General features: G+C 62.7%; 19 protein-coding genes. 10 read left to right on the forward strand and 9 right to left on the reverse strand.

The genetic code is table 11. The features are described 5' to 3' along the window. Positions 1-41: 41 nt before the first annotated feature. Together AC1D10_RS26830 and AC1D10_RS26835 are read right to left on the reverse strand one after the other, a co-directional pair. Positions 42-572, reverse strand: a complete 531-nt coding sequence (locus AC1D10_RS26830) for a gluconate 2-dehydrogenase subunit 3 family protein (protein ID WP_477277231.1) — start codon at positions 570-572, stop codon at positions 42-44. A gap of 149 nt (positions 573-721) precedes the next feature. Then, positions 722-1,117, reverse strand: a complete 396-nt coding sequence (locus tag AC1D10_RS26835) for a VOC family protein (protein WP_379104191.1) — start codon at positions 1,115-1,117, stop codon at positions 722-724. A gap of 226 nt (positions 1,118-1,343) precedes the next feature. On the opposite strand from AC1D10_RS26835, the gene AC1D10_RS26840 reads away from it, so the two are divergent. Next, positions 1,344-1,649 carry a ribbon-helix-helix domain-containing protein gene (locus AC1D10_RS26840; RefSeq protein ID WP_477277233.1) on the forward strand — a complete coding sequence of 102 codons (306 nt, stop codon included), beginning with the start codon at positions 1,344-1,346 and terminating at the stop codon, positions 1,647-1,649. Between the two features lie 120 nt (positions 1,650-1,769). Here the strand turns inward: AC1D10_RS26840 and AC1D10_RS26845 are convergent, their stop codons facing one another. After that, entirely contained in the window at positions 1,770-2,483 is a 714-nt protein-coding gene (locus tag AC1D10_RS26845) for a purine-nucleoside phosphorylase (RefSeq protein ID WP_477277235.1), read from the reverse strand. Between the two features lie 86 nt (positions 2,484-2,569). Next, complete coding sequence (cckA, locus tag AC1D10_RS26850; protein WP_477277237.1) at positions 2,570-5,143, reverse strand: cell cycle histidine kinase CckA; 2,574 nt, start codon at positions 5,141-5,143, stop codon at positions 2,570-2,572. A 223-nt stretch (positions 5,144-5,366) separates the two neighbouring features. Here cckA and AC1D10_RS26855 point away from each other — a divergent pair, with 223 nt between their 5' ends. After that, positions 5,367-6,110, forward strand: a complete 744-nt coding sequence (locus AC1D10_RS26855) for a hypothetical protein (RefSeq protein WP_477277239.1) — start codon at positions 5,367-5,369, stop codon at positions 6,108-6,110. A gap of 172 nt (positions 6,111-6,282) precedes the next feature. On the opposite strand, the gene dksA is transcribed toward AC1D10_RS26855, so the two are convergent. Next, a complete protein-coding gene (dksA, locus tag AC1D10_RS26860; protein ID WP_006202025.1) occupies positions 6,283-6,699 on the reverse strand; it encodes an RNA polymerase-binding protein DksA in 417 nt (138 codons plus the stop codon). Between the two features lie 342 nt (positions 6,700-7,041). Between dksA and AC1D10_RS26865 the strand changes: the two genes are divergently transcribed. The 4 genes from AC1D10_RS26865 (at position 7,042) to AC1D10_RS26880 (ending at position 10,883) form a co-directional block, all read left to right on the forward strand. Next, the gene (locus AC1D10_RS26865) at positions 7,042-7,545 is read left to right on the forward strand and encodes a SixA phosphatase family protein (RefSeq protein WP_477277241.1); all 504 of its coding nucleotides are present in this window, start codon (positions 7,042-7,044) and stop codon (positions 7,543-7,545) included. Positions 7,546-7,608: 63 nt separating this feature from the next. Continuing rightward, positions 7,609-9,087 carry a YcjX family GTP-binding protein gene (locus tag AC1D10_RS26870; RefSeq protein ID WP_477277243.1) on the forward strand — a complete coding sequence of 493 codons (1,479 nt, stop codon included), beginning with the start codon at positions 7,609-7,611 and terminating at the stop codon, positions 9,085-9,087. Beyond that, entirely contained in the window at positions 9,084-10,193 is a 1,110-nt protein-coding gene (locus AC1D10_RS26875) for a YcjF family protein (RefSeq protein ID WP_477277245.1), read from the forward strand. Before AC1D10_RS26870 ends, AC1D10_RS26875 begins: the two co-directional genes overlap by 4 nt. Positions 10,194-10,328: 135 nt before the next feature. Then, on the forward strand, positions 10,329-10,883 hold the full coding sequence (locus tag AC1D10_RS26880) for a hypothetical protein (RefSeq protein ID WP_477277247.1): 555 nt from the start codon (positions 10,329-10,331) through the stop codon (positions 10,881-10,883). A gap of 180 nt (positions 10,884-11,063) precedes the next feature. On the opposite strand, the gene AC1D10_RS26885 is transcribed toward AC1D10_RS26880, so the two are convergent. Continuing rightward, positions 11,064-11,330, reverse strand: coding sequence for a hypothetical protein (locus AC1D10_RS26885; RefSeq protein WP_379104174.1), 267 nt, complete (start codon positions 11,328-11,330; stop codon positions 11,064-11,066). 245 nt (positions 11,331-11,575) lie between these two features. Here AC1D10_RS26885 and AC1D10_RS26890 point away from each other — a divergent pair, with 245 nt between their 5' ends. Next, positions 11,576-13,411: a monovalent cation:proton antiporter-2 (CPA2) family protein gene (locus tag AC1D10_RS26890; protein ID WP_477277249.1), complete on the forward strand. Its 1,836-nt coding sequence runs from the start codon at positions 11,576-11,578 to the stop codon at positions 13,409-13,411. A 15-nt stretch (positions 13,412-13,426) separates the two neighbouring features. Continuing rightward, the gene (locus tag AC1D10_RS26895; protein WP_477277251.1) at positions 13,427-13,972 is read left to right on the forward strand and encodes a DUF924 family protein; all 546 of its coding nucleotides are present in this window, start codon (positions 13,427-13,429) and stop codon (positions 13,970-13,972) included. Positions 13,973-14,046: 74 nt separating this feature from the next. Here AC1D10_RS26895 and folK read toward each other — a convergent pair whose 3' ends face one another. Genes folK through folP form a run of 3 tightly spaced genes read right to left on the reverse strand, consistent with a single transcriptional unit; the run spans position 14,047 to position 15,757 of the window. Further along, positions 14,047-14,559, reverse strand: a complete 513-nt coding sequence (gene folK, locus AC1D10_RS26900; protein WP_477277253.1) for a 2-amino-4-hydroxy-6-hydroxymethyldihydropteridine diphosphokinase — start codon at positions 14,557-14,559, stop codon at positions 14,047-14,049. Beyond that, a complete protein-coding gene (folB, locus tag AC1D10_RS26905; protein ID WP_056582260.1) occupies positions 14,543-14,902 on the reverse strand; it encodes a dihydroneopterin aldolase in 360 nt (119 codons plus the stop codon). Before folB ends, folK begins: the two co-directional genes overlap by 17 nt. 3 nt (positions 14,903-14,905) lie before the next feature. Then, the gene (gene folP / locus AC1D10_RS26910; RefSeq protein ID WP_477277255.1) at positions 14,906-15,757 is read right to left on the reverse strand and encodes a dihydropteroate synthase; all 852 of its coding nucleotides are present in this window, start codon (positions 15,755-15,757) and stop codon (positions 14,906-14,908) included. Positions 15,758-15,873: 116 nt separating this feature from the next. Between folP and AC1D10_RS26915 the strand changes: the two genes are divergently transcribed. Then, on the forward strand, positions 15,874-16,515 hold the full coding sequence (locus tag AC1D10_RS26915) for a DUF922 domain-containing Zn-dependent protease (protein WP_477277257.1): 642 nt from the start codon (positions 15,874-15,876) through the stop codon (positions 16,513-16,515). A 214-nt stretch (positions 16,516-16,729) separates the two neighbouring features. Then, a complete protein-coding gene (locus AC1D10_RS26920; RefSeq protein ID WP_477277259.1) occupies positions 16,730-18,208 on the forward strand; it encodes an MDR family MFS transporter in 1,479 nt (492 codons plus the stop codon). The last annotated feature ends 22 nt before the right edge of the window (positions 18,209-18,230 follow it).

The following is an 18,230-nucleotide window of genomic DNA, read 5'->3' on the forward strand; positions in this document are numbered from 1 at the left end:
CTCCCATGATTTTCTGTTTGCGGGGTGTCGGGACGACGGGCTCAGAGCCACTCGATGTCGTTGAAACCACGCGCGATGTAGCCGCCCTTGGAAAAGGACTCGCCCTCGTAACCGAAGATCGGCCAGACCTCTTTTTGGTTGTAGAGGCTGACGACGAGGCCACCACGGATGGCCTGGAAGAACGGCGTCGCCTCGATCTGCTTCAGCACCGCGACACGCTGGTCCTCCCAGCCAAGGCCCCGGTAGCCACTGTCCCCCGACTTCTTGTCGAGGTCAGCGATGCCGTCTTCGATCATCGTCTTGTAGGCGGCGTCCTTGCCGGCCTGTTCGTCATGGCCTTTCACGGCGATGGCGTAATATTTGTCGGGAACCTGATCGTGCGGATAGATGTCGCGCGCCAACTGGATCAGCGTCGCCATCGTTTCGGGCTTGAGCGCCGATGTCTCGAGCCCCCAGGCGTGTTCGGGGCTGATGACCGCACTGCCGGAGATGACGAGCAACGCGCCGATCCCACCGCGTCTGAGAAGCTCGCGACGTGAAAGTCCAGGCTTCCCGTCATAGATCGTGACCATGTATTCCTCCCTGCTTGCTATTCGCCCTCTTGAAGCGAGTCACAATTGACGAGCCTCAAGTTCTTGTTTTTGCATGTCGTTATCCCAAAACGACATGCTTGAGAGCGCCGTTGCTGGCGCCGCACCCGCCGGTGCGGCTGCACCGTCTCCTATTGGAAGCGGCCTGCGCGTTGCAGAACCTCGATCTTGTAGCCGTCCGGATCCTCGATGAAGAAGAAGCGGGCGATCAGCGACCCGTCGCTGTTGAACTCGACGATCTTCTTGGGATTGAGGCCGAGCGCGCCGAGGCGGTCATGTTCGCTGTCGAGGTCGGCGATCGAGACCGCGAGGTGGCCGTATCCATCGCCGAGCCCGTAAGGCTCGGTCCGGCCCTTGTTCACGGTCAGTTCGAGCTCGAACCCCGTTTCGGCATTGCTGAGGTAAATGAGTGTGAACGTCTCGAAGTCCAGCCTGTCGGCGACATCGAGCCCGAAAGCATTTCTGTAGAAGTCGACGGATCGGGCCTCGTCGAGAACCCGGATCATGGAATGGATCGCCTTGGCCAAATCAGTCTCCGCCCTAGTGTGGAACCGATTATGGGCAGAGCGGGGAAAAGGTGGTGGCAGCCGGTTACCACGTCCAAAACTGTGAAATGACTGGCATCGGCGACAGGGACGAAAGTCCGATTGCCGTTCCGGCAATTTTGCCCGACAATGCGAACGGGGACAGGTCAAGCAGTATCAGACTGCACGCCTGCCCGCCCAAGACCAATAAGCATGGGAGGTTTGTCGGATGTGCAGGGTATTTGCGGGCCAGGATCCCGAAGGCTATCGCCAGATCAACCGGTCGATTCGCATTGACGGCCACTCGACCAGCATCCAGCTGGAAGCGACATTCTGGGCGTTGCTTGATGAAATCGCCGAAAACCAGAACCTGACGACGCCCAAATTCATCTCGAAGCTTTATGACGAAGCCATCGAGATCAATGGTGCCATTCCGAACTTTGCATCGATGCTGCGCACCACCTGCGCGCTCTATTTGCGCGGCCATCGGCCAGGCATGGATGAGCAGATGCTGCCGAAGCGGCAAGCCGCCTAGAGCAATTCCACGAAAAGTGTGAAACGGTGTTCTCGGGAAAAGCGAGTAGCGCTTTTCCCTAGGGAATTTGCGTCAGACAAAGAGATAGAGCGGCTCGGCGGTTTCCGTGAAACGGTGAACCTAGCGTCCTTCCACGGCGACCGCGAGCGCCAGCCGGGTCATATCGGCGAACAGTTCCTGGCGTTCGGAGTAGTCGGTCAGTTCACCGGTCTCGATGTTGTCGACCACGGTGCAGATCGACAGCGCCCGGGCGCCGAAATGCCCGGCGATGCGATAAAGCGCGCTGGTTTCCATATCCACAGCCAGGGCTCCTTCTGCCTGCGCATCGGCAAAGCGGCCGCGTCCATCCGGGTGATAGAAGATATCGCTGCAGACCGTCAGGCCGGCACAGTGATCGACGCCAAGTTCGGCTGCCTTGGCCAGCGCGCATGCGAGAAGTGCCGGATCCGGACCGGCGACGGCTTTGTAGAGGCCGAAGACCTGACCGCTTCGAGCGCTTTCCGGCTGCGCCGATTGCGAGATGACAAGGCCGCGCAACTTGGCCTTGGCGGTCAGGCTGCCGCAGGTGCCTGTGCGGATCAACGTCCGGACGCCATAATAGTCAAGCAATTCATGCACATAGATCAGAAACGACGAGACACCGATGCCCGTCGCCTGAATGCTGACGGGTTTGCCGCGAAACAGTCCGGTATAGCCAAGGGCACCGCGTCGGCGATTGATGCAACGCGGCGCTTCCAGAAAAGTCTGCGCCATCCATTCGGCGCGCTGCGGGTCGCCCGGCAACAACACCGTGTCGGCGTAGGCACCCTTGTCTGCTTCGTTGTGTGGCGTCAACCGCTGCTCCCCCAAGCCCGTCTGCCGTTTCACCCGCAATCATGGCGTTGTCGCGGCATTGTGCAAGGAAAGAACGTCAGGCGGTTCTAAGACTCCAGCACATCCTTGACGATCGTCGCCAGTTGCTTGAGCGAAAATGGCTTTGGCAGGAAGCCGAAATGCGCATCTGCGGGCAGATTTCTGGCGAATGCATCCTCGGCATAGCCGGACACGAAAACGAATTTGATGTCAGGTTGGCGCTTGCGCAATTCACCAAGCAGCGTCGGCCCATCCATTTCCGGCATCACCACGTCCGAAACGACGATGTCGACCTTGCCGCCCAACGCCTCGAACACTTCCAGCGCCTCGACGCCCGAGGATGCCTCGTGCACGGTGTAGCCCCGCGACACCAGCGCCCGCATGCCGCCCATGCGCACGGCGTCCTCGTCCTCGACGAGCAGCACCGTGGCCGAGCCCGACAGATCCTTGGCCGCATCCGCGACCTTCGCCGGTGCCGCCGGCACATCGCCGGGCTCGCCCTCTTTTTTCGCTTCCGCAATATGACGCGGCAGGAAAATGCGGAAAGTCGAGCCCTTGCCGACCTCGGAATCGCAGAAAATGAAGCCGCCGGTCTGCTTGATGATGCCGTAGACCATCGACAGGCCAAGCCCGGTACCCTTGCCAACCTCCTTGGTGGTGAAGAAGGGCTCGAAAATCTTCTTCAGCACGTCGGGCGCTATGCCGCTGCCGGTATCCTCGACCTCAACCACGACATAGTCGGCCGGGGTGAGTTCGCGATACGAAAAGGCTTTGCACTCCTCGGCGGCCACGTTGCGGGTGCGCACGGTGAGGTCGCCGCCCGCCGGCATCGCGTCTCGCGCATTGACTGCAAGGTTGACCACCACCTGTTCGAACTGCCCAATATCGACCTTGACCGGCCACAGGTCGCGGCCATGGTCGACCTTCAGCTTGATGTCGTTGCCGACCAGGCGGGCCAGCAGCATCCTGAGATCGGCCAGCACGTCGGTCAGGTTGAGCACTTCCGGCCGCAGCGTCTGTTTGCGCGAGAAGGCCAGCAATTGCCGCACCAGCGAGGCCGCCCGGTTGGCGTTCTGCTTGATGTTCATGATGTCGGGGAAGGACGGGTCCGACGGGCGGTGGTTGGTCAACAGCAGGTCCGACGCCATGATGATGGCGGTCAGCACATTGTTGAAATCATGCGCGATGCCGCCGGCAAGCTGGCCGACCGCCTGCATCTTCTGGCTTTGCGCCATCTGCCCTTCGAGCGCTTTCTGCTCGGTCGTCTCGACGGCATAGACGATGGCCGACTCCTCGGCGCCCTCGCCGCCGGTGCCGTCGGCGACCGCGTTGACGTAGAAACGGATGTGCCGGTCGTCGTTGCCGGGCAGCAAGGTATCGATCGGCTCGATGTCGGCCTGCCGCTGTTGCGCCTTTTCGAAAGCCGCGGCGAAGGCCGGCCGGTCCCGCTCATGGATGACCGTGTCGAGCCGCACGCGACGATCGACGGCGTCGCGGTCGACGACGGACGAAAACAGCGACAGGAAAGGCGCGTTGGTGCGCAGGATGCGCCCGCTGTGGTCGACGCCGGCTATCGCCATCGGTGTCGAGTTGAAGAAGCGGGTGAAGCGCACTTCCGACGCACGCAGATCGGCCGAGGCGTCCTCGCCCTGCGTGCGGTTGAGCACGATCGTGCGCGTCGGGCCGTTGAGGCCTTCACGGCTGGCCGAAACGCGATGCATGAAGCGCACCGGCAGCGCTTCTCCCGTCATCGTCGTCAGGTCGAGATCGATGACCGCGTTGCGTGTCGTTCCGGGGTCGGCCTTGACCGAGCGGACCAGTGCCATGCCGTCGCCGGCGACGATCTCCGGCAAGGTGACGGAGCCGGGCGTGAAGCTGGTAAGGTCGATGCCTAGCCATTCGGCAAGCGTGGCGTTGATGTAGGTGACGCGGCCGTCCTGGTCGGCCGAAAAGAAGCCGGCTGGCGCGTGGTCGAGGTGATCGATCGCCTTCTGCAGGTCGAGGAAGAAACGTTCCTGCTCGGCCCGCTCCTGCGAGATGTCGGCAAGCTGCCAGGCCAGCATCGGCAGCCGCTGGCCCGGAACGCTGAAGGCGCGGGCACGCGCCCGGTACCAGCGGGCGCCGGGCTCGGCGCCCGGCCGAATGGACTGCGCCAGCCGAAACTCGCCGTCGCCCGGCTGGCCGTCGCGCAAGCCCGACGCCAGCCGATAGATCGTCACCGAGGCTTCGGGGACATCCGAGAGCAATCCCTCGACCGTCTTCAGGTCGGCCGCCGACGTCGCACCGGTCATATCGGCATAGGCCCGATTGGCGTAGACGACGCGACCCTTGGTGTCCGTGACGAGAAGGCCTTGCGACATCGAATCAACGAACGCCTTCGACAATTCGTCACCCGTCGAGCGTGGCGTGATCTGCACGAAGCCGATCGCCGTGGCGAACAGGAAGCCGACACCGATCATCGCCAGCACACCGAGCATGCCGAGCAGGAACGGGTCGCCGAGGCGCTCGCGGAAAAGGCCGAAGACGATGGCGGCGCCGGTCAGAACGACGATGAAAATAATGAGCCGGGTAACCGCGCCCGGTCGCGTATTCTGGTCGACGATCGGTACCGGATAGAAATCGCCGCGCGCTTCCTTGGCCATGTGCCCCCTGCTCGTGAATTCCGGTGTTCCGACACCCGCCCCTATCGGGTTGAATCACATTCTCCTAGTCCGGAAAAGGCCTGGGCGGCAAATGTCAGATAAAAATGATGTCTTCCGGCCTTCGGAGTTTTCAAGCTGTTCATCAAGCGCGAAACGCAACTTGCGGTGGCCTGCCGCAACGGTCTAGTGTCGCGTCACTTCCAAGGGCAATCAGGTAAAACCAATGCAATGGCTGGATAGCGTGGCGGGCCCCGGTTATGCCGCAGCACTGTTGTGGACGTTTGCGGCGCTCGTCCTGCTGGTCATCGTTCTCGTCATCATCAAGCTCGTGCGCAATCTGACGTTCGGAACCTTTGTTGCAGGCGGCAGGAATCGCAAGACGCGGCTGGCCGTCATGGACGCCACCGCCGTCGACAGCCATCGACGGCTGGTGCTGATACGCCGCGATGATATCGAACATCTGCTTCTGATCGGCGGCCCGACCGACGTTGTTGTCGAACGTGACATCCGGCTTTCGGCGCTACGCCGACCGGCGCTGACCGGCGACGGCGGCTTGCAGCCGGCCCCGGCCACCGCGGCCCCGGTGGCGAAGCCACGTGCATCTCAACCCGCTGCGCAGACGGCGAGGCAGGCACCCGCTCCGCAGCCGGTGAACACGGCGCAGCCCGCCCGCCCGCGCCAAACAACGCCGGCGCCACCACCAGCACCGAAGTCGCAAAGTTACCAGCCGACCAATGTCACGCCGCTGCCCGCCTATGGATCCGCAAATGCCAATGCCGTCAGGCACGCGCCACCGCCGCAGCCAAGGCAGGACACCGTCGACGATACACTGATGAAGGAACTCGAAGTGTCGCTTGACCAGCCCCGTTCGAGCGCCCCGGCCGGCAAACCAGAGGCGAAGGCACCGCCGTCGCTCGACGATGAAATGACAAAGCTTCTGGGCGAACTCTCCAGCCAGAAGAGATGATTGGATTCTGATCTGCCCGCCAGCCGGGAAATTCGACCGGTCAGGGGTCTTGCGCGTGCCTTGGTTTGTTCAGACGGAGGCATGGCGCACCAAACAAAAATGGCCGGAAAACCGGCCATTTCAACATCAACATCGCCGCAAACTGCCTTGAGCGCAGCCCATGGGCGATGCGTTAGTCGTCGCGATAGACCTTTTCGCGGCGCTCATGCCGCTCCTGCGCTTCGATGGACAATGTCGCGATCGGACGCGCATCGAGCCGCTTCAGCGCGATCGGCTCGCCGGTCTCCTCGCAATAGCCGTAGGTGCCTTCGTCGATGCGCTGCAGGGCGGAATCGATCTTGGAAATGAGCTTTCGCTGACGGTCGCGAGCCCGGAGCTCGATGGCGCGGTCGGTTTCCGAAGAGGCGCGATCGGCAAGATCGGGGTGGTTGGCGTTTTCCTGCTGCAGAATTTCGAGTGTTTCGCGCGCTTCGCGCAATATGTCATTCTTCCAGGTGACGAGCTTTAGGCGGAAGTAAGATTTCTGCCGCTCGTTCATGAACGGCTCGTCCTCGGAGGGTACGTAATCGGCGGTAACGATGTCGTTCATTCGACTCACCCAAACAGCCCCAAATTTGGCGCCTATATATTCGCGGTCCGGCGCCTGCACAAGCGCAATCGGCGGCTGTCTCACGCAATTGTTAATGTGCGGTGGCGGGCGCCTTTGCAACGGCGCACAGTCGTTTTGATACCAAACTACGCTGCGACACTTTGAATCCCGGGCAACATGCTTCCCGAAGATCGGCTGTGATCTTCGGGCCGATGCACAAACCCCTCTTCCGGCACCGCACCATGGGTGATTCGCTGTATTCGATGAACACGGCCATTGTGCGCAGCGCCCTTCTCGTGGCTAATCCTGGAAGCTTCGGCATTCGGCGTGAGCGGAGGTTGGGTGAGTACGCTTTATCTGTTACGACATGCCAAGGCCGGCTGGGCATTGCCCGGCATGCGCGATTTCGATCGCCCGCTCGACGCATCCGGCCGCGCGGATGCAGAGATGATGGGCGCCGCCATGCGGTCCCGCTTCTATGTTCCGGACCTGACCCTCTGCTCCAACGCCAAACGCGCGAAAGAGACGCTGGAAGGCCTGGCCGGTCAGACCGACACAGGCCGGGTCCTGTTCTTCGATTCGCTCTACAGCGAGGACGCCGCCGGTTACCTCAGGCTGATCCGGGACAATGGCGGATCCGGTTCGTTACTGGTTATCGGCCACAACCCGATGACGGAAGATCTCGCCATGGCGGTTTCGGGCAATGGCGACGAGACGGCGCGGGCAACACTCAATCATGGGTTCCCGACGACCGGCCTGGCGGTCGTCCACTTCGACGGCGATCTGACAAAAGCCGCCCAGGGCGCCGGCTATCTCGAAGCGTTCCTGACGCCGGCCGATCTCTGAAGGCATTTCAAAGCCGGGGTCCAGAGCCTATATCGGACGAACCGAGGCCCGAGAGATCATATTTTGGCATCATCGCTGACCACCTTCACCGACGAGGCGAGGATTGCCCTCGACACGCTCTCGGGCCGCGCCACCGGGCTTTTCTCTCCCTCGCTGCGATTGGGTGTCACGGGCCTGTCTCGCGCCGGCAAGACGGTGTTCATATCGGCCTTTGTCCACAATCTGATCCATGGCGGGCGATTGCCGCTGTTCAAGGCGCAGAAATCCGGACGCATCGCGCGCGCCTTCCTCGAACAGCAGCCCGACGACGCCGTGCCGCGCTTCCAGTACGAGGATCACATCGCCGCCCTGGTCAACGACCGCGCCTGGCCTGATTCGACGCGCGCCATTTCGGAATTGCGGCTGACCATCGAATATGAATCGGCCTCCGGCTGGAGCCGCATGTTTTCCTCCGGCAAACTGTCGGTCGATATCGTCGACTATCCCGGCGAATGGCTGCTCGACCTGCCGCTGCTCGGCAAATCCTTCGCCGATTTTTCCCGCGAAGCCTTCGAAATGGCAGTTCTGCCGGTGCGCGAGGACCTGTCGCAGGCCTGGCGGGCGTTGTCGGCGCAGATCGACACGAACGCCGATGCCGACGAGATGACGGCGCGCCGCCTGGCCGAAAGCTTCGCTGCCTATCTGAAGGCGTGCAAGCTGGACGAGCGGGCGCTTTCGACCTTGCCGCCCGGCCGCTTCCTGATGCCTGGCGATCTCGAAGGCTCGCCCGCGCTGACTTTCGCGCCCCTCGCTGGGCTCGGCGACAAGCGTCCGCGTCCAGGGTCGCTACACGCCATGATGGACAGGCGTTACGAGGCCTACAAGACGCATGTCGTCAAACCGTTCTTCCGCGAACACATCACACGCCTGGATCGCCAGATCGTGCTGATCGACGCCATGCAGGCGCTGAACGCCGGCCCCGGTGCCATGGCCGACCTGGAGCGGGCGGTGACCGAGATCCTCAGCTGTTTTCGTCCCGGCCGCGGCAGCTTCCTCACCGACCTGTTTTCGCGGCGCATCGACCGCATACTGGTTGGCGCGACCAAGGCCGACCATCTGCACCACGAAAGCCACGATCGCCTGCAGGCGATCGTGCGGCGGCTTGCCGACCGCGCCGTGGCACGGGCGAATTTCACCGGCGCCGATGTCGATGTGGTCGCCATGGCGGCGGTGCGCGCGACGCGCGAAGGCACCGTCAAGCAGGGTCGAGAGGTGCTTCCCGTCATCATCGGCACGCCGATCGCCGGCGAGAAGATCAATGGCGAAACATTCGATGGAAAGTCGGAAACGGCCATATTTCCCGGCGACTTACCGGAGAATATTGATGCTGTGTTCGATATTTCCGGACCCGATCACAAGCAGGACTCCGTGGATCCGGCAATCCGCTTCGTTCGTTTCCGTCCACCAAAGCTCGAACGCACGGCCGAAGGTGTCACGCTGTCGCTGCCGCATATCCGGCTCGACCGTGCCTTGCAGTTCCTGATTGGAGATCATCTGGCATGACCGCGCCCCGCAAGCCGGCCGCATTTCGCATCGAGCCGGAAGTCGCATCAAGACAAAAGGCGCCAGAGGCGCGCCCAGCCCAGGCCGGCATCCGTGCCCAGGCGGACGCCCAGCGGAAGCCCCGGGCGATGAAGAGCGATGTCGCGATGGTCATTCCGGCGGAAGTCGATGTCTTCGACGAGCCTGACATCGTCGCGGCCGAGCCGCCGCCGGCAATCGCGCCCAGAAGGCGGTCACTGCTCGGCAGCATCTTCTTCGGTGCCTTTGGTGTGCTGGTTTCGCTGGCAGTCGGCCTGTGGACCGATGAGCTCATCCGTGACCTCTTTGTACGCGCTGAATGGCTGGGCTGGCTGGCCGCCGGCATGGCGGCCATCGCTATGCTGGCACTTCTGGTCATCCTGATCCGTGAGTTCCTGGCAATCGCCCGCCTCGCCGAAGTCGAAAAGCTGCAGAAACGGGCGCTCGATGCCATTGCACGCGACGACCCCAAGGTGGCACGATCGGTGGTCGACGAGTTGTCGGCCTTTGTCGCGGCCAAGCCCGAGACCGCAGCCGGCCGGCGCGCACTGGCCGAACTGCGCGGCGAAATCATCGACGGCGGCAATCTGGTGCGCCTGGCCGAAGCCGAAATTCTCGGCCCCCTCGATGCCAGGGCAAAGGTGATGATTCTCGAAGCCGCCAAGCGCGTCTCGCTGGTAACGGCGGTCAGCCCGCGCGCGCTCGTCGATGTCGCTTATGTCGTGTTCGAGGCCGGACGCCTCATTCGCCGCCTATCGGAGCTCTATGGCGGACGACCGGGGACGCTGGGGTTCTTCCGCCTGGCGCGCAGCGTGCTGGCGCATCTGGCGGTCACCGGTTCGATCGCCGTCGGCGACAGTTTCGTCCAGCAGATTGTCGGTCACGGCCTGGCGGCACGCCTCTCGGCCAAGCTTGGCGAGGGCGTCGTCAATGGCATGATGACGGCGCGCATCGGGATCGCGGCGATGGAGACGGCACGCCCCCTGCCCTTCAGCGCCGCGAAACGTCCGGGACTGGGCGATTTCCTCTCGGCGCTGACCTCGTTTGCAACCAGGAAAGATGTTGAAACGACCCCATCCGGCAAGTAAGCCGGGCGGCAATGTTTGGACCTTCGGAATTGTTGCCGGCCTGCTTTGTGGCGGCCCCGTAGTGACGAAGCATTAACCAATCTTGTTCATGGTCAGACGGGTTCCAAACAGCCTCTTTGTTGCCGGGTGTCGTCGATGAAAAGCGTAATTCTGTCCAGCGTCTTGCCCCTGGCAACCGTGATCACGTCAGTCGTCGGTATTGCCGGAGCGGCTTCCGCGGCGGAACCGGACAAGCAGTTTTTCCAGTCGGCCGAAGGCAAATGGATCGGTCCCGGCGAAATCGTCGCCGGCAAGTACAAGGGCACCAAATTCAACTGCAGTTTCACCGGCTCGACACCGGACGGCAAGGTCGGCATGTCGCTCGACGGTGGCTGCCGGGTCGGCATGTTCACCCAGCCGATGTCGGCCAAGATAGAGCGCCAGGGCCGCGAAGGTTACAAGGGCAGCTTCATGGGCGGCGCGACCGGCTCCGGCCTCGACATCATTGGCGGCAATGTCGTCGACGCCCGCAAGGTGGTCTTCACCATCAACCGCAACCAGTTGCGCGGCGTCATGCAGGCCCGCATCCCCGACGACAATTCAATGACGGTGACCATTGCGGTGCGCGTCGACGATCAGTTGGTACCGGTGATCGGCATGAGTCTGAAGCGCGTCGACGCCGTCGAAGTCGGCTCCATCGCACCGAACTGAACAATCATCGATCCCTGAAGCAAATCCGGGAAAAGTGTGAAACGGTTTTCCGTCCAAAATTGCGCCCGATAAAAAGATAGAGCGGGACGGCGTTTCCAGGAAACGATGAACCCCTCTGGAGACAAGAAAGGCGGCGACCCACCGGTCGCCGCCTCGTTCAAATCGGTCGAAATCAGGTGCTCAGCCCTTGATCGCGGCCGTCACCTCGTCATAGGCCTTGCAGGCGTCGGCCACCGTCGTGGCGCCCTGATACTTGGTTGTCACGGCCTGCACCTTGGCCGTCAGATCAGCTGCCTTGGACGGGTCCTTGGTGATGGCTTCCTGCAGCGCGGCAGCCATGTCCTGCGCCTTCTTGGTCGCGATCTCGGCCGTACACTCAGGTGCCTTCGAGCAAGCCGAACCGGCAAGCACCGCCAGGCCGACGGCAACAAACAAAAACTTCTTCATGTCAGTCATCTCCTCAAAAGGGCTCGACTTGATCGTCGCTCACCCTCCATGGCCGAAGCCGAGCGTCCTTAGCCTTCGATTGTGGCAAGATGCAACGCGGTCCCGGCGTCAACTTGTGTAACGCGCCTGCAACATCGCCGGTGATCCTGATTCGGGCTGTTCGATCCCCGCCGAAGCCCCTATCTTCGCCGCTTGTCACAGACCTCCGAAATCGGAATCGGTCCTCAAACGAGCGGAATGGCGGCATGGCGGTAGAGGCATCGAGCAGCGATCTGGTCCAGGTGGTGGCACTGCTTGCAGCCGGCGTTGTCGCCGTTCCCATCTTCAAGCGCATGGGCCTCGGCTCGATTCTCGGCTATCTGGCTGCCGGTGTGGTGATCGGTCCGTTCGGCCTCGGCGTCTTTTCCGAATCGGAAGCCATTCTTCACGTCGCCGAGCTCGGCGTGGTGATGTTCCTGTTCATCATTGGGCTGGAGATGCAGCCGTCACGGCTGTGGGGCCTGCGCCGCGAGATCTTTGGCCTCGGCGCGCTGCAGGTTGGCGTCTGCGCGGTCTTGCTGACCGCTGTTGGCGTGGCGGGCGGGTTTCCAATCTCGCAATCCTTCGTCGCCGGCGCCGGCTTCGTGCTGACCTCGACGGCGATCGTCATGCAACTTCTCGAGGAACGCGGTGAAATCGCCGAGCCGAAAGGCCAGCGCATCGTATCGGTCCTGCTGCTCGAGGACCTGGCCATCGTGCCGCTGCTGGCCCTGATCGCGTTTCTGGCGCCCGGCGGGGCAGATACCAGCCTGACGGAGCGGTTCACCGAAGTCGGCATCGGCCTTGCCGCGATCGTCGGGCTGGTGCTAGCCGGACGCTACCTGCTCAATCCGTTCTTCCGCATCCTGGCGGATGCCCGTGCCCGCGAGGTGATGACCGCCGCGGCCCTGCTGGTCGTTCTCGGATCGGCGCTCGCCATGCAGCTCAGCGGCCTGTCGATGGCGATGGGCGCCTTCCTGGCCGGCGTGCTGCTGTCGGAATCGACCTTCCGTCATCAGCTCGAAGCCGACATCGAACCCTTCCGCGGCATCCTGCTCGGCCTGTTCTTCCTTGCCGTCGGCATGTCGCTCGACCTGCATGTGGTGGTCGCGAACTGGCGGCTGATTGCCATCTATGTCGTCGCCTACATGGTGATGAAGGCGTTCGGCATCTACATCGTCGCCCGCCTCCTGAAAACCGGCCATCGAGAAGCGCTGCAACGTGCGGTCTTCATGGCGCAAGGCGGCGAATTCGCCTTCGTCCTCTATTCGGCGGCCGCTGCGGTCGGCATCATCGACAACCAGGCCAACGCGACCCTGACGGCCATCGTCATCATCTCGATGGTGCTGACGCCGCTGGCGATCATCGCGCTGCGGTATCTCACGCCGCGCGACGAGCAGTCGCTCGACGGCGTCGACGTCGCCGATGGCCTGACCGGCAGCGTGCTGATCATCGGCTTCGGCCGCTTCGGTCAGATCGCCAGCCAGCCGCTGCTGCTGCGCGGCATCGATGTGTCGATCATCGACAATGATGTCGAGATGATCCAGGCGGCCGCCGATTTCGGCTTCAAGGTCTACTATGGCGACGGCACGCGGCTGGACATCCTGCGCGCAGCGGGTGCTGGCCGGGCGCGCGCCGTGCTGATCTGCGTCGACAAGCCAGATGTGGCCGTTCGCATTGCCCAGTTGATCAAGGCCGAATTCCCACTGCTCACCGTGCTTGCCCGGGCTTTCGACCGCGGAACGGCGCTGCAGCTCATTCGTGCCGGCGTCGACTTCCAGCTGCGCGAAACCTTCGAATCGGCGCTGGTTTTCGGAGGTTCGGCGCTGGAATCGCTCGGCGTGGATCCCGAAGACGTCGCCGAGGTGATCGAGGATGTGCGGCGCCGCGATACCGCCCGTTTCGAAACCCAGCTCGCCGAAGGCGTTCGCGCTGGACAGCGATTCTTGAGGGGCAATATCGGAACGCCCATTCCCACACCCCTCACCCCGCCGCGCCGTACCGGCCAGGCACTCAATGAAGAGACGGCTGGTGTTCTGCACAAATCCGAACCCGCGGATTGAACAAAGGAACCATGCATGGAATTGGACAGCAGAGCCCTCTCGGTCACCAAATTCTGGCGCGATGCCGGCGAGGATGCATGGTTCGAGAAGAACGAGGCATTCGATGCCGACTTCCGGAACCGCTTTCTCGACCTGCACTACGCCGCCGCGCGGCGTGAATGCGACGACTGGTCGGCACACGCCGAAGGCTCGCTGGCGCTGATGATCCTGCTCGACCAGTTTCCGCGGAACTGCTTTCGCGGCACCGGCCATATGTACGCGACCGATCCGCTCGCCAGATATTTCGCCGCAAAGGCGATCGCGGCTGGCCATGATCTGGCGCTCGACGAAGACCTCCGCGTCTTCCTCTATCTGCCGTATGAGCATTCCGAACTGCTCGCCGACCAGCATTTGTCGGTTGGGCTGACGCAGGCCAGGGCGGAGCCCTATCTGAAATACGCTCTCGAGCACCGCGACATCATCGAGAATTTCGGCCGTTTTCCGCACCGAAACAGGATGCTTGGCCGCGAGACCACACCGGAAGAGCAGACGTTCCTGGATGGCGGCGGCTTCTCCGGTTAAAAGATCCCGTTGCTGCCTCGCTCCAAGCAGCGCAGGAACTCACCGTTGCAGGCATCACCTGAATATCAACGCACCTAGACCAGCCACCAGTCCCGGCCGGATGGCAATCGTTCGATGCCAGAAGTGTCGACGGCGACCAGCCGGTCGGTGATGCTGCGGCCACCGACAACCAGGCTGGGCGCGATCTCGGCCAGTGGCGCCAGCACGAAGGCCCGCTCCAGCATGCGTGGATGCGGCACTTCCAGTCCGGTCTCATGGATGACGCGTTCGCCGAACACCAGAATGTCGATGTCGATCAGCCGCGGTCCCCAGCGCTCCTCACGCACCCGCTTCAGCCTGCGCTCGGCATCGAGGCAGAGGTCGAGCAAGGCGCGTGGCTGAAGTCCGGTGGAAATTTCGGCAGCCGCATTGAGAAAGTCCGGCTGATCGAGCTTGCCCCAGGGCGGCGTGCGATAGAGCGACGAAACGCCGGTGACACGCGTATCCGCGTCGCCATCCAGCATGCGCAACGCCGCGCCCATCGACTTTGCCGGGTCGCCAAGATTGCCGCCGAGGCTGAGATAGACCGTGCTATTCGGGCCAGACAACGGTCACCTCGACGTAATCGAGCACGCCGGGCACCGGAGCGTTTGGCTTGCGCACCGTGATCTCGGCCTTCTTGATCTGTGGAAAACGCGCCGTCAGTGCTCGGGCCACCTCGAGCGCCAGGGACTCGATCAGAAAGCGGCGCTGCCCCGTGATGATCTTTTCGATCACCGTGAAAGCGATACCGTAATTGACCGTGTCCTCGATCGAATCCTCGACAAGCGCCCGGCCCGGATCGACGGTAAGAGCGGCATCCACATAGAAGCGCTGGCCGAGCCTTTCCTCCTCGTCCAGCACGCCGTGCCGGGCAAAGAAGGCGCAATTCTTCATGCGGATGACATACATCGCTCAGTCTTTCGCCCAGTCGGTTTGACGCGCCAGCATAGCATCTGCGAGCGCCAATGCGTCCACGTTGAATGCGACATCATGGACGCGAAACAGATTGGCGCCCTTCAGCCTCAGGATGACGCTGGTCGCCGCTGTTCCAACACCTCTGTCAGCCGCATCGCGGCCGGTGACTGTGCCGATGAAGCGCTTGCGCGAAGTACCGGCCATAAGCGGCAAGCCGAGTGCCTTGAGTTCGGAAAAGCGAGCCATCAGGTCGAGATTTTCCTCCGCCGTCTCCTTGGCGAAGCCGAAGCCGGGATCAAGCACGATACGGTCGTCGGCAACGCCATTCTGGTGGGCAATCTCCAGCGACTTCCGCAGGAACGCCAGTTGATCGGCAATCACGTCCGCCAGCTTCGCGCGATCTCGCCCGGTATGCATGATGACAAGCCCGGCGCCGGTGTCGGCGGCGACGCGGGCTATGTCAGGCTCACGCTGCAAACCCCAGACATCGTTGACGATATGCGCGCCGGCGGCCACCGCGAGCCGGGCGGTGTCCGCGCGATAGGTATCGACCGAAATCAGCACCTCGCCGGCGCTCGCGAGCGCTTCGATCACCGGCAGGATGCGGGCCTGTTCTTCGCTCGCCGATATCGCGGCGGCACCGGGACGGGTCGATTCTCCGCCGACATCGACGACCCGTGCCCCTTCCGCCATCATGCGCCGTGCCTGGGCCAGCGCCTTTTCGGGGGCGTCGAACAGACCGCCGTCGGAAAAACTGTCGGGCGTGACATTGAGGATGCCGACGACCACGGCTTTGCCGCCAAGGTCGAGATGGCGTCCATGCGCCAACTGCCATCGCCTGGCCGTCATTGTTCAGCAACCATGGGGCTCATCAACCAAGAGGCTCATCAACGATGTGTGATCCGCAGCGGATCAATTCCGTTGCGCCGGCAACGGCCGTAAAGCAAGGTGGTCGAAGAGGCAACATGATGAAACGATCCATGCTTGGCGTGAAACCAGCCCTGCTCTGTGCGCAGCTGCTTGCCGTGACCGCGATCCCGGCCGGTGCGGCCAATCTCGTCAAGACGTACAGCTATTTCGCCATTGGCGGGAGCACGCTCGACGACATCGAGGCACAGCTCTCCAAACGCGGGCCGGAGGTGAAAAGCACGGGCGGGCGGCACCCGGGCGCCACGCAGATGGCCTTCACGACCCGCATCAGCTATGCCCAGACACCGAACTCCTGCCGGATCGCCGACGCCGTGGTGACCGTCAAGGTGAAGGTGATCCTTCCCGAGTGGCGCCGCCCACGCAAGGCCGACGCCGATGTCAGGTTGTTCTGGGATACGCTGTCCGCCGACATCAAGCGCCATGAGGAGCGCCATGTCGAGATTGCCAAGAACCATGGCCGCGAACTCGAAGAAACCCTGAAAGCCACCTACCCGCAAAAGAATTGCGATGCCGCCAAGGCCAAGGCCGCCGAAATCACCGCGGCCGTTCTTGCCAGGCATGACCAGGCTCAGCTGCAGTTCGATCGTGTCGAAAGCGTCAATTTCGAAAGCCGCATCCTGAGGCTGCTGCGCTATCGCATCGAACGAATCGAGAGCGGTCAGCTGCCGCCCACCTGACACGAAAGCCAAGCGGCGCCGGCGAAAGCCAAATTCGCCGAAGCGTAATGCCAGCCTCGAAAAACTTTCGAGCGCCTGTCGAAATCGGCCTATACGGGACGACATATATCAGGCTCGCCAGGGGCGGGCTTCAAAACGCCAAGCGATCGAAATGGTCAAAAGACCGGAACGGCCGAGCAAGGCCGGTCAATCGCAACTTTACGGATGAACGATCATGGACCAGGCTGTCGACAAGCAAACGATGGTGGAAACCGGCACGCCGCTGACCGAAGCCGAAAAGAACGCCATCATCGCCGGCGTGCTCTTGTCGATGCTGTTGGCGGCACTCGATCAGACCATCGTAGCACCTGCCATGCCGACCATCGGGCATGCGCTCGGCCATGCACAATATCTGCCATGGATCGTCACCGGATACCTCTTGACCGCGACCGCCATGGCGCCGCTCTATGGCAAGATTTCTGACGTCTATGGCCGCCGGCCAACCGTATATGCAGCGATCCTGATCTTTCTCCTGGGATCGCTGGTCAGCGCGTTGGCCCCCAATATGTTTGTGCTGGTTGTCGGACGGGCGATCCAGGGCGCTGGTGGTGGCGGCCTGTTCACCCTGACGCAGACCGTCATCGGCGACCTCGTTCCGCCACGCGAGCGTGCGCGCTACACTGCCTGGATCTCCGGCACCTGGGCTGTCGCCAGCATCGCCGGGCCGCTGCTCGGCGGCACTTTTGCCGAACATCTCCACTGGTCGCTGATTTTCTGGATCAACATTCCGCTCGGCCTGCTGGCCATGGCGATCATCAACAAGCCGCTCAAGAAGCTGCCGATCGCCGCAAAGCAGCATCGCATCGACGGCCTCGGCGCGCTGCTGCTTGTCGCGGCTACGGCATTGCTGCTGCTGGCGCTCAACTGGGGCGGCAGCGAATATCCGTGGCTTTCGCGCGAAATTCTCGGGCTGCTGGCCGTGTCGGCGGTTTTCTGGGCTGCTTTCGCACTGCGTCTGCTGCGCGCCGTTGAACCGCTCATCTCGCTCGAGGTGCTCAGCAACCCAGTCGTTCTCGCCGGCACCTTGTCAGTGTTCCTTTTGCAGGCTGCCAACATAGGTCTGGCGGTCTACCTGCCTGTCTATCTGCAGTCGATCGTCGGTCTCTCCGTCAGCTCGTCGGGTCTGGCGATGCTAGGCCTGCTGCTTGGCACCGTGGCCGGCGCGACACTCAGCGGACGCTTGCTACAGCATTTCACCCACTACAAGCGGATCGCCATGGTGGGCGTGCTCTTCTCCACAATATGCCTCGGCCTGCTCGCTCTTGTCGCCGGCCACGCCTCGCTGCTGGTCGTCGAGATCCTGACGATCTGCATCGGTCTGGGCAGCGGGACGACCTTCCCGGTTGCCACCGTATCGGTCCAGAACGCCGTCGACCGCTCGCACCTTGGTGTTGCAACCGGCGTGCTCACCTTCCTGCGCTCACTGGGCGGCGCGCTGGGCGTCGCCATGCTCGGCGCTGTCGCCCTCGGCTACGGCCTGCCGCTTGCCGGTGAAGGCACGCTGGCCGTCGGACAGGCTATTTCGGCTGCGCCATTCGTCATGATCTTCCTTGTCGCCGCCGCGACGCTCATCATGGCGCTGGTCGCACTCGGCCTGATGCCGGAAATACCGCTTCGCGGCCACGCCGAGCATGCGCCGGTGATGGCGGAATAGCTGTCAAGGCGACACTGAGCCA

Source organism: Mesorhizobium sp. P2_A8 (assembly GCF_056404935.1).

What these genes read in the sequence shown, in the direction of transcription:
- AC1D10_RS26830 (WP_477277231.1), bottom strand. Translation starts at nt 572, where the DNA reads ATGGTCACGATCTATGACGGGAAGCCTGGACTTTCACGTCGCGAGCTT.
- AC1D10_RS26840 (WP_477277233.1), top strand. Translation starts at nt 1,344, where the DNA reads ATGTGCAGGGTATTTGCGGGCCAGGATCCCGAAGGCTATCGCCAGATC.
- cckA (WP_477277237.1), bottom strand. Translation starts at nt 5,143, where the DNA reads ATGGCCAAGGAAGCGCGCGGCGATTTCTATCCGGTACCGATCGTCGAC.
- AC1D10_RS26855 (WP_477277239.1), top strand. Translation starts at nt 5,367, where the DNA reads ATGCAATGGCTGGATAGCGTGGCGGGCCCCGGTTATGCCGCAGCACTG.
- dksA (WP_006202025.1), bottom strand. Translation starts at nt 6,699, where the DNA reads ATGAACGACATCGTTACCGCCGATTACGTACCCTCCGAGGACGAGCCG.
- AC1D10_RS26875 (WP_477277245.1), top strand. Translation starts at nt 9,084, where the DNA reads ATGACCGCGCCCCGCAAGCCGGCCGCATTTCGCATCGAGCCGGAAGTC.
- AC1D10_RS26880 (WP_477277247.1), top strand. Translation starts at nt 10,329, where the DNA reads ATGAAAAGCGTAATTCTGTCCAGCGTCTTGCCCCTGGCAACCGTGATC.
- AC1D10_RS26885 (WP_379104174.1), bottom strand. Translation starts at nt 11,330, where the DNA reads ATGAAGAAGTTTTTGTTTGTTGCCGTCGGCCTGGCGGTGCTTGCCGGT.
- AC1D10_RS26890 (WP_477277249.1), top strand. Translation starts at nt 11,576, where the DNA reads ATGGCGGTAGAGGCATCGAGCAGCGATCTGGTCCAGGTGGTGGCACTG.
- AC1D10_RS26895 (WP_477277251.1), top strand. Translation starts at nt 13,427, where the DNA reads ATGGAATTGGACAGCAGAGCCCTCTCGGTCACCAAATTCTGGCGCGAT.
- folB (WP_056582260.1), bottom strand. Translation starts at nt 14,902, where the DNA reads ATGTATGTCATCCGCATGAAGAATTGCGCCTTCTTTGCCCGGCACGGC.
- folP (WP_477277255.1), bottom strand. Translation starts at nt 15,757, where the DNA reads ATGACGGCCAGGCGATGGCAGTTGGCGCATGGACGCCATCTCGACCTT.
- AC1D10_RS26915 (WP_477277257.1), top strand. Translation starts at nt 15,874, where the DNA reads ATGATGAAACGATCCATGCTTGGCGTGAAACCAGCCCTGCTCTGTGCG.
- AC1D10_RS26920 (WP_477277259.1), top strand. Translation starts at nt 16,730, where the DNA reads ATGGACCAGGCTGTCGACAAGCAAACGATGGTGGAAACCGGCACGCCG.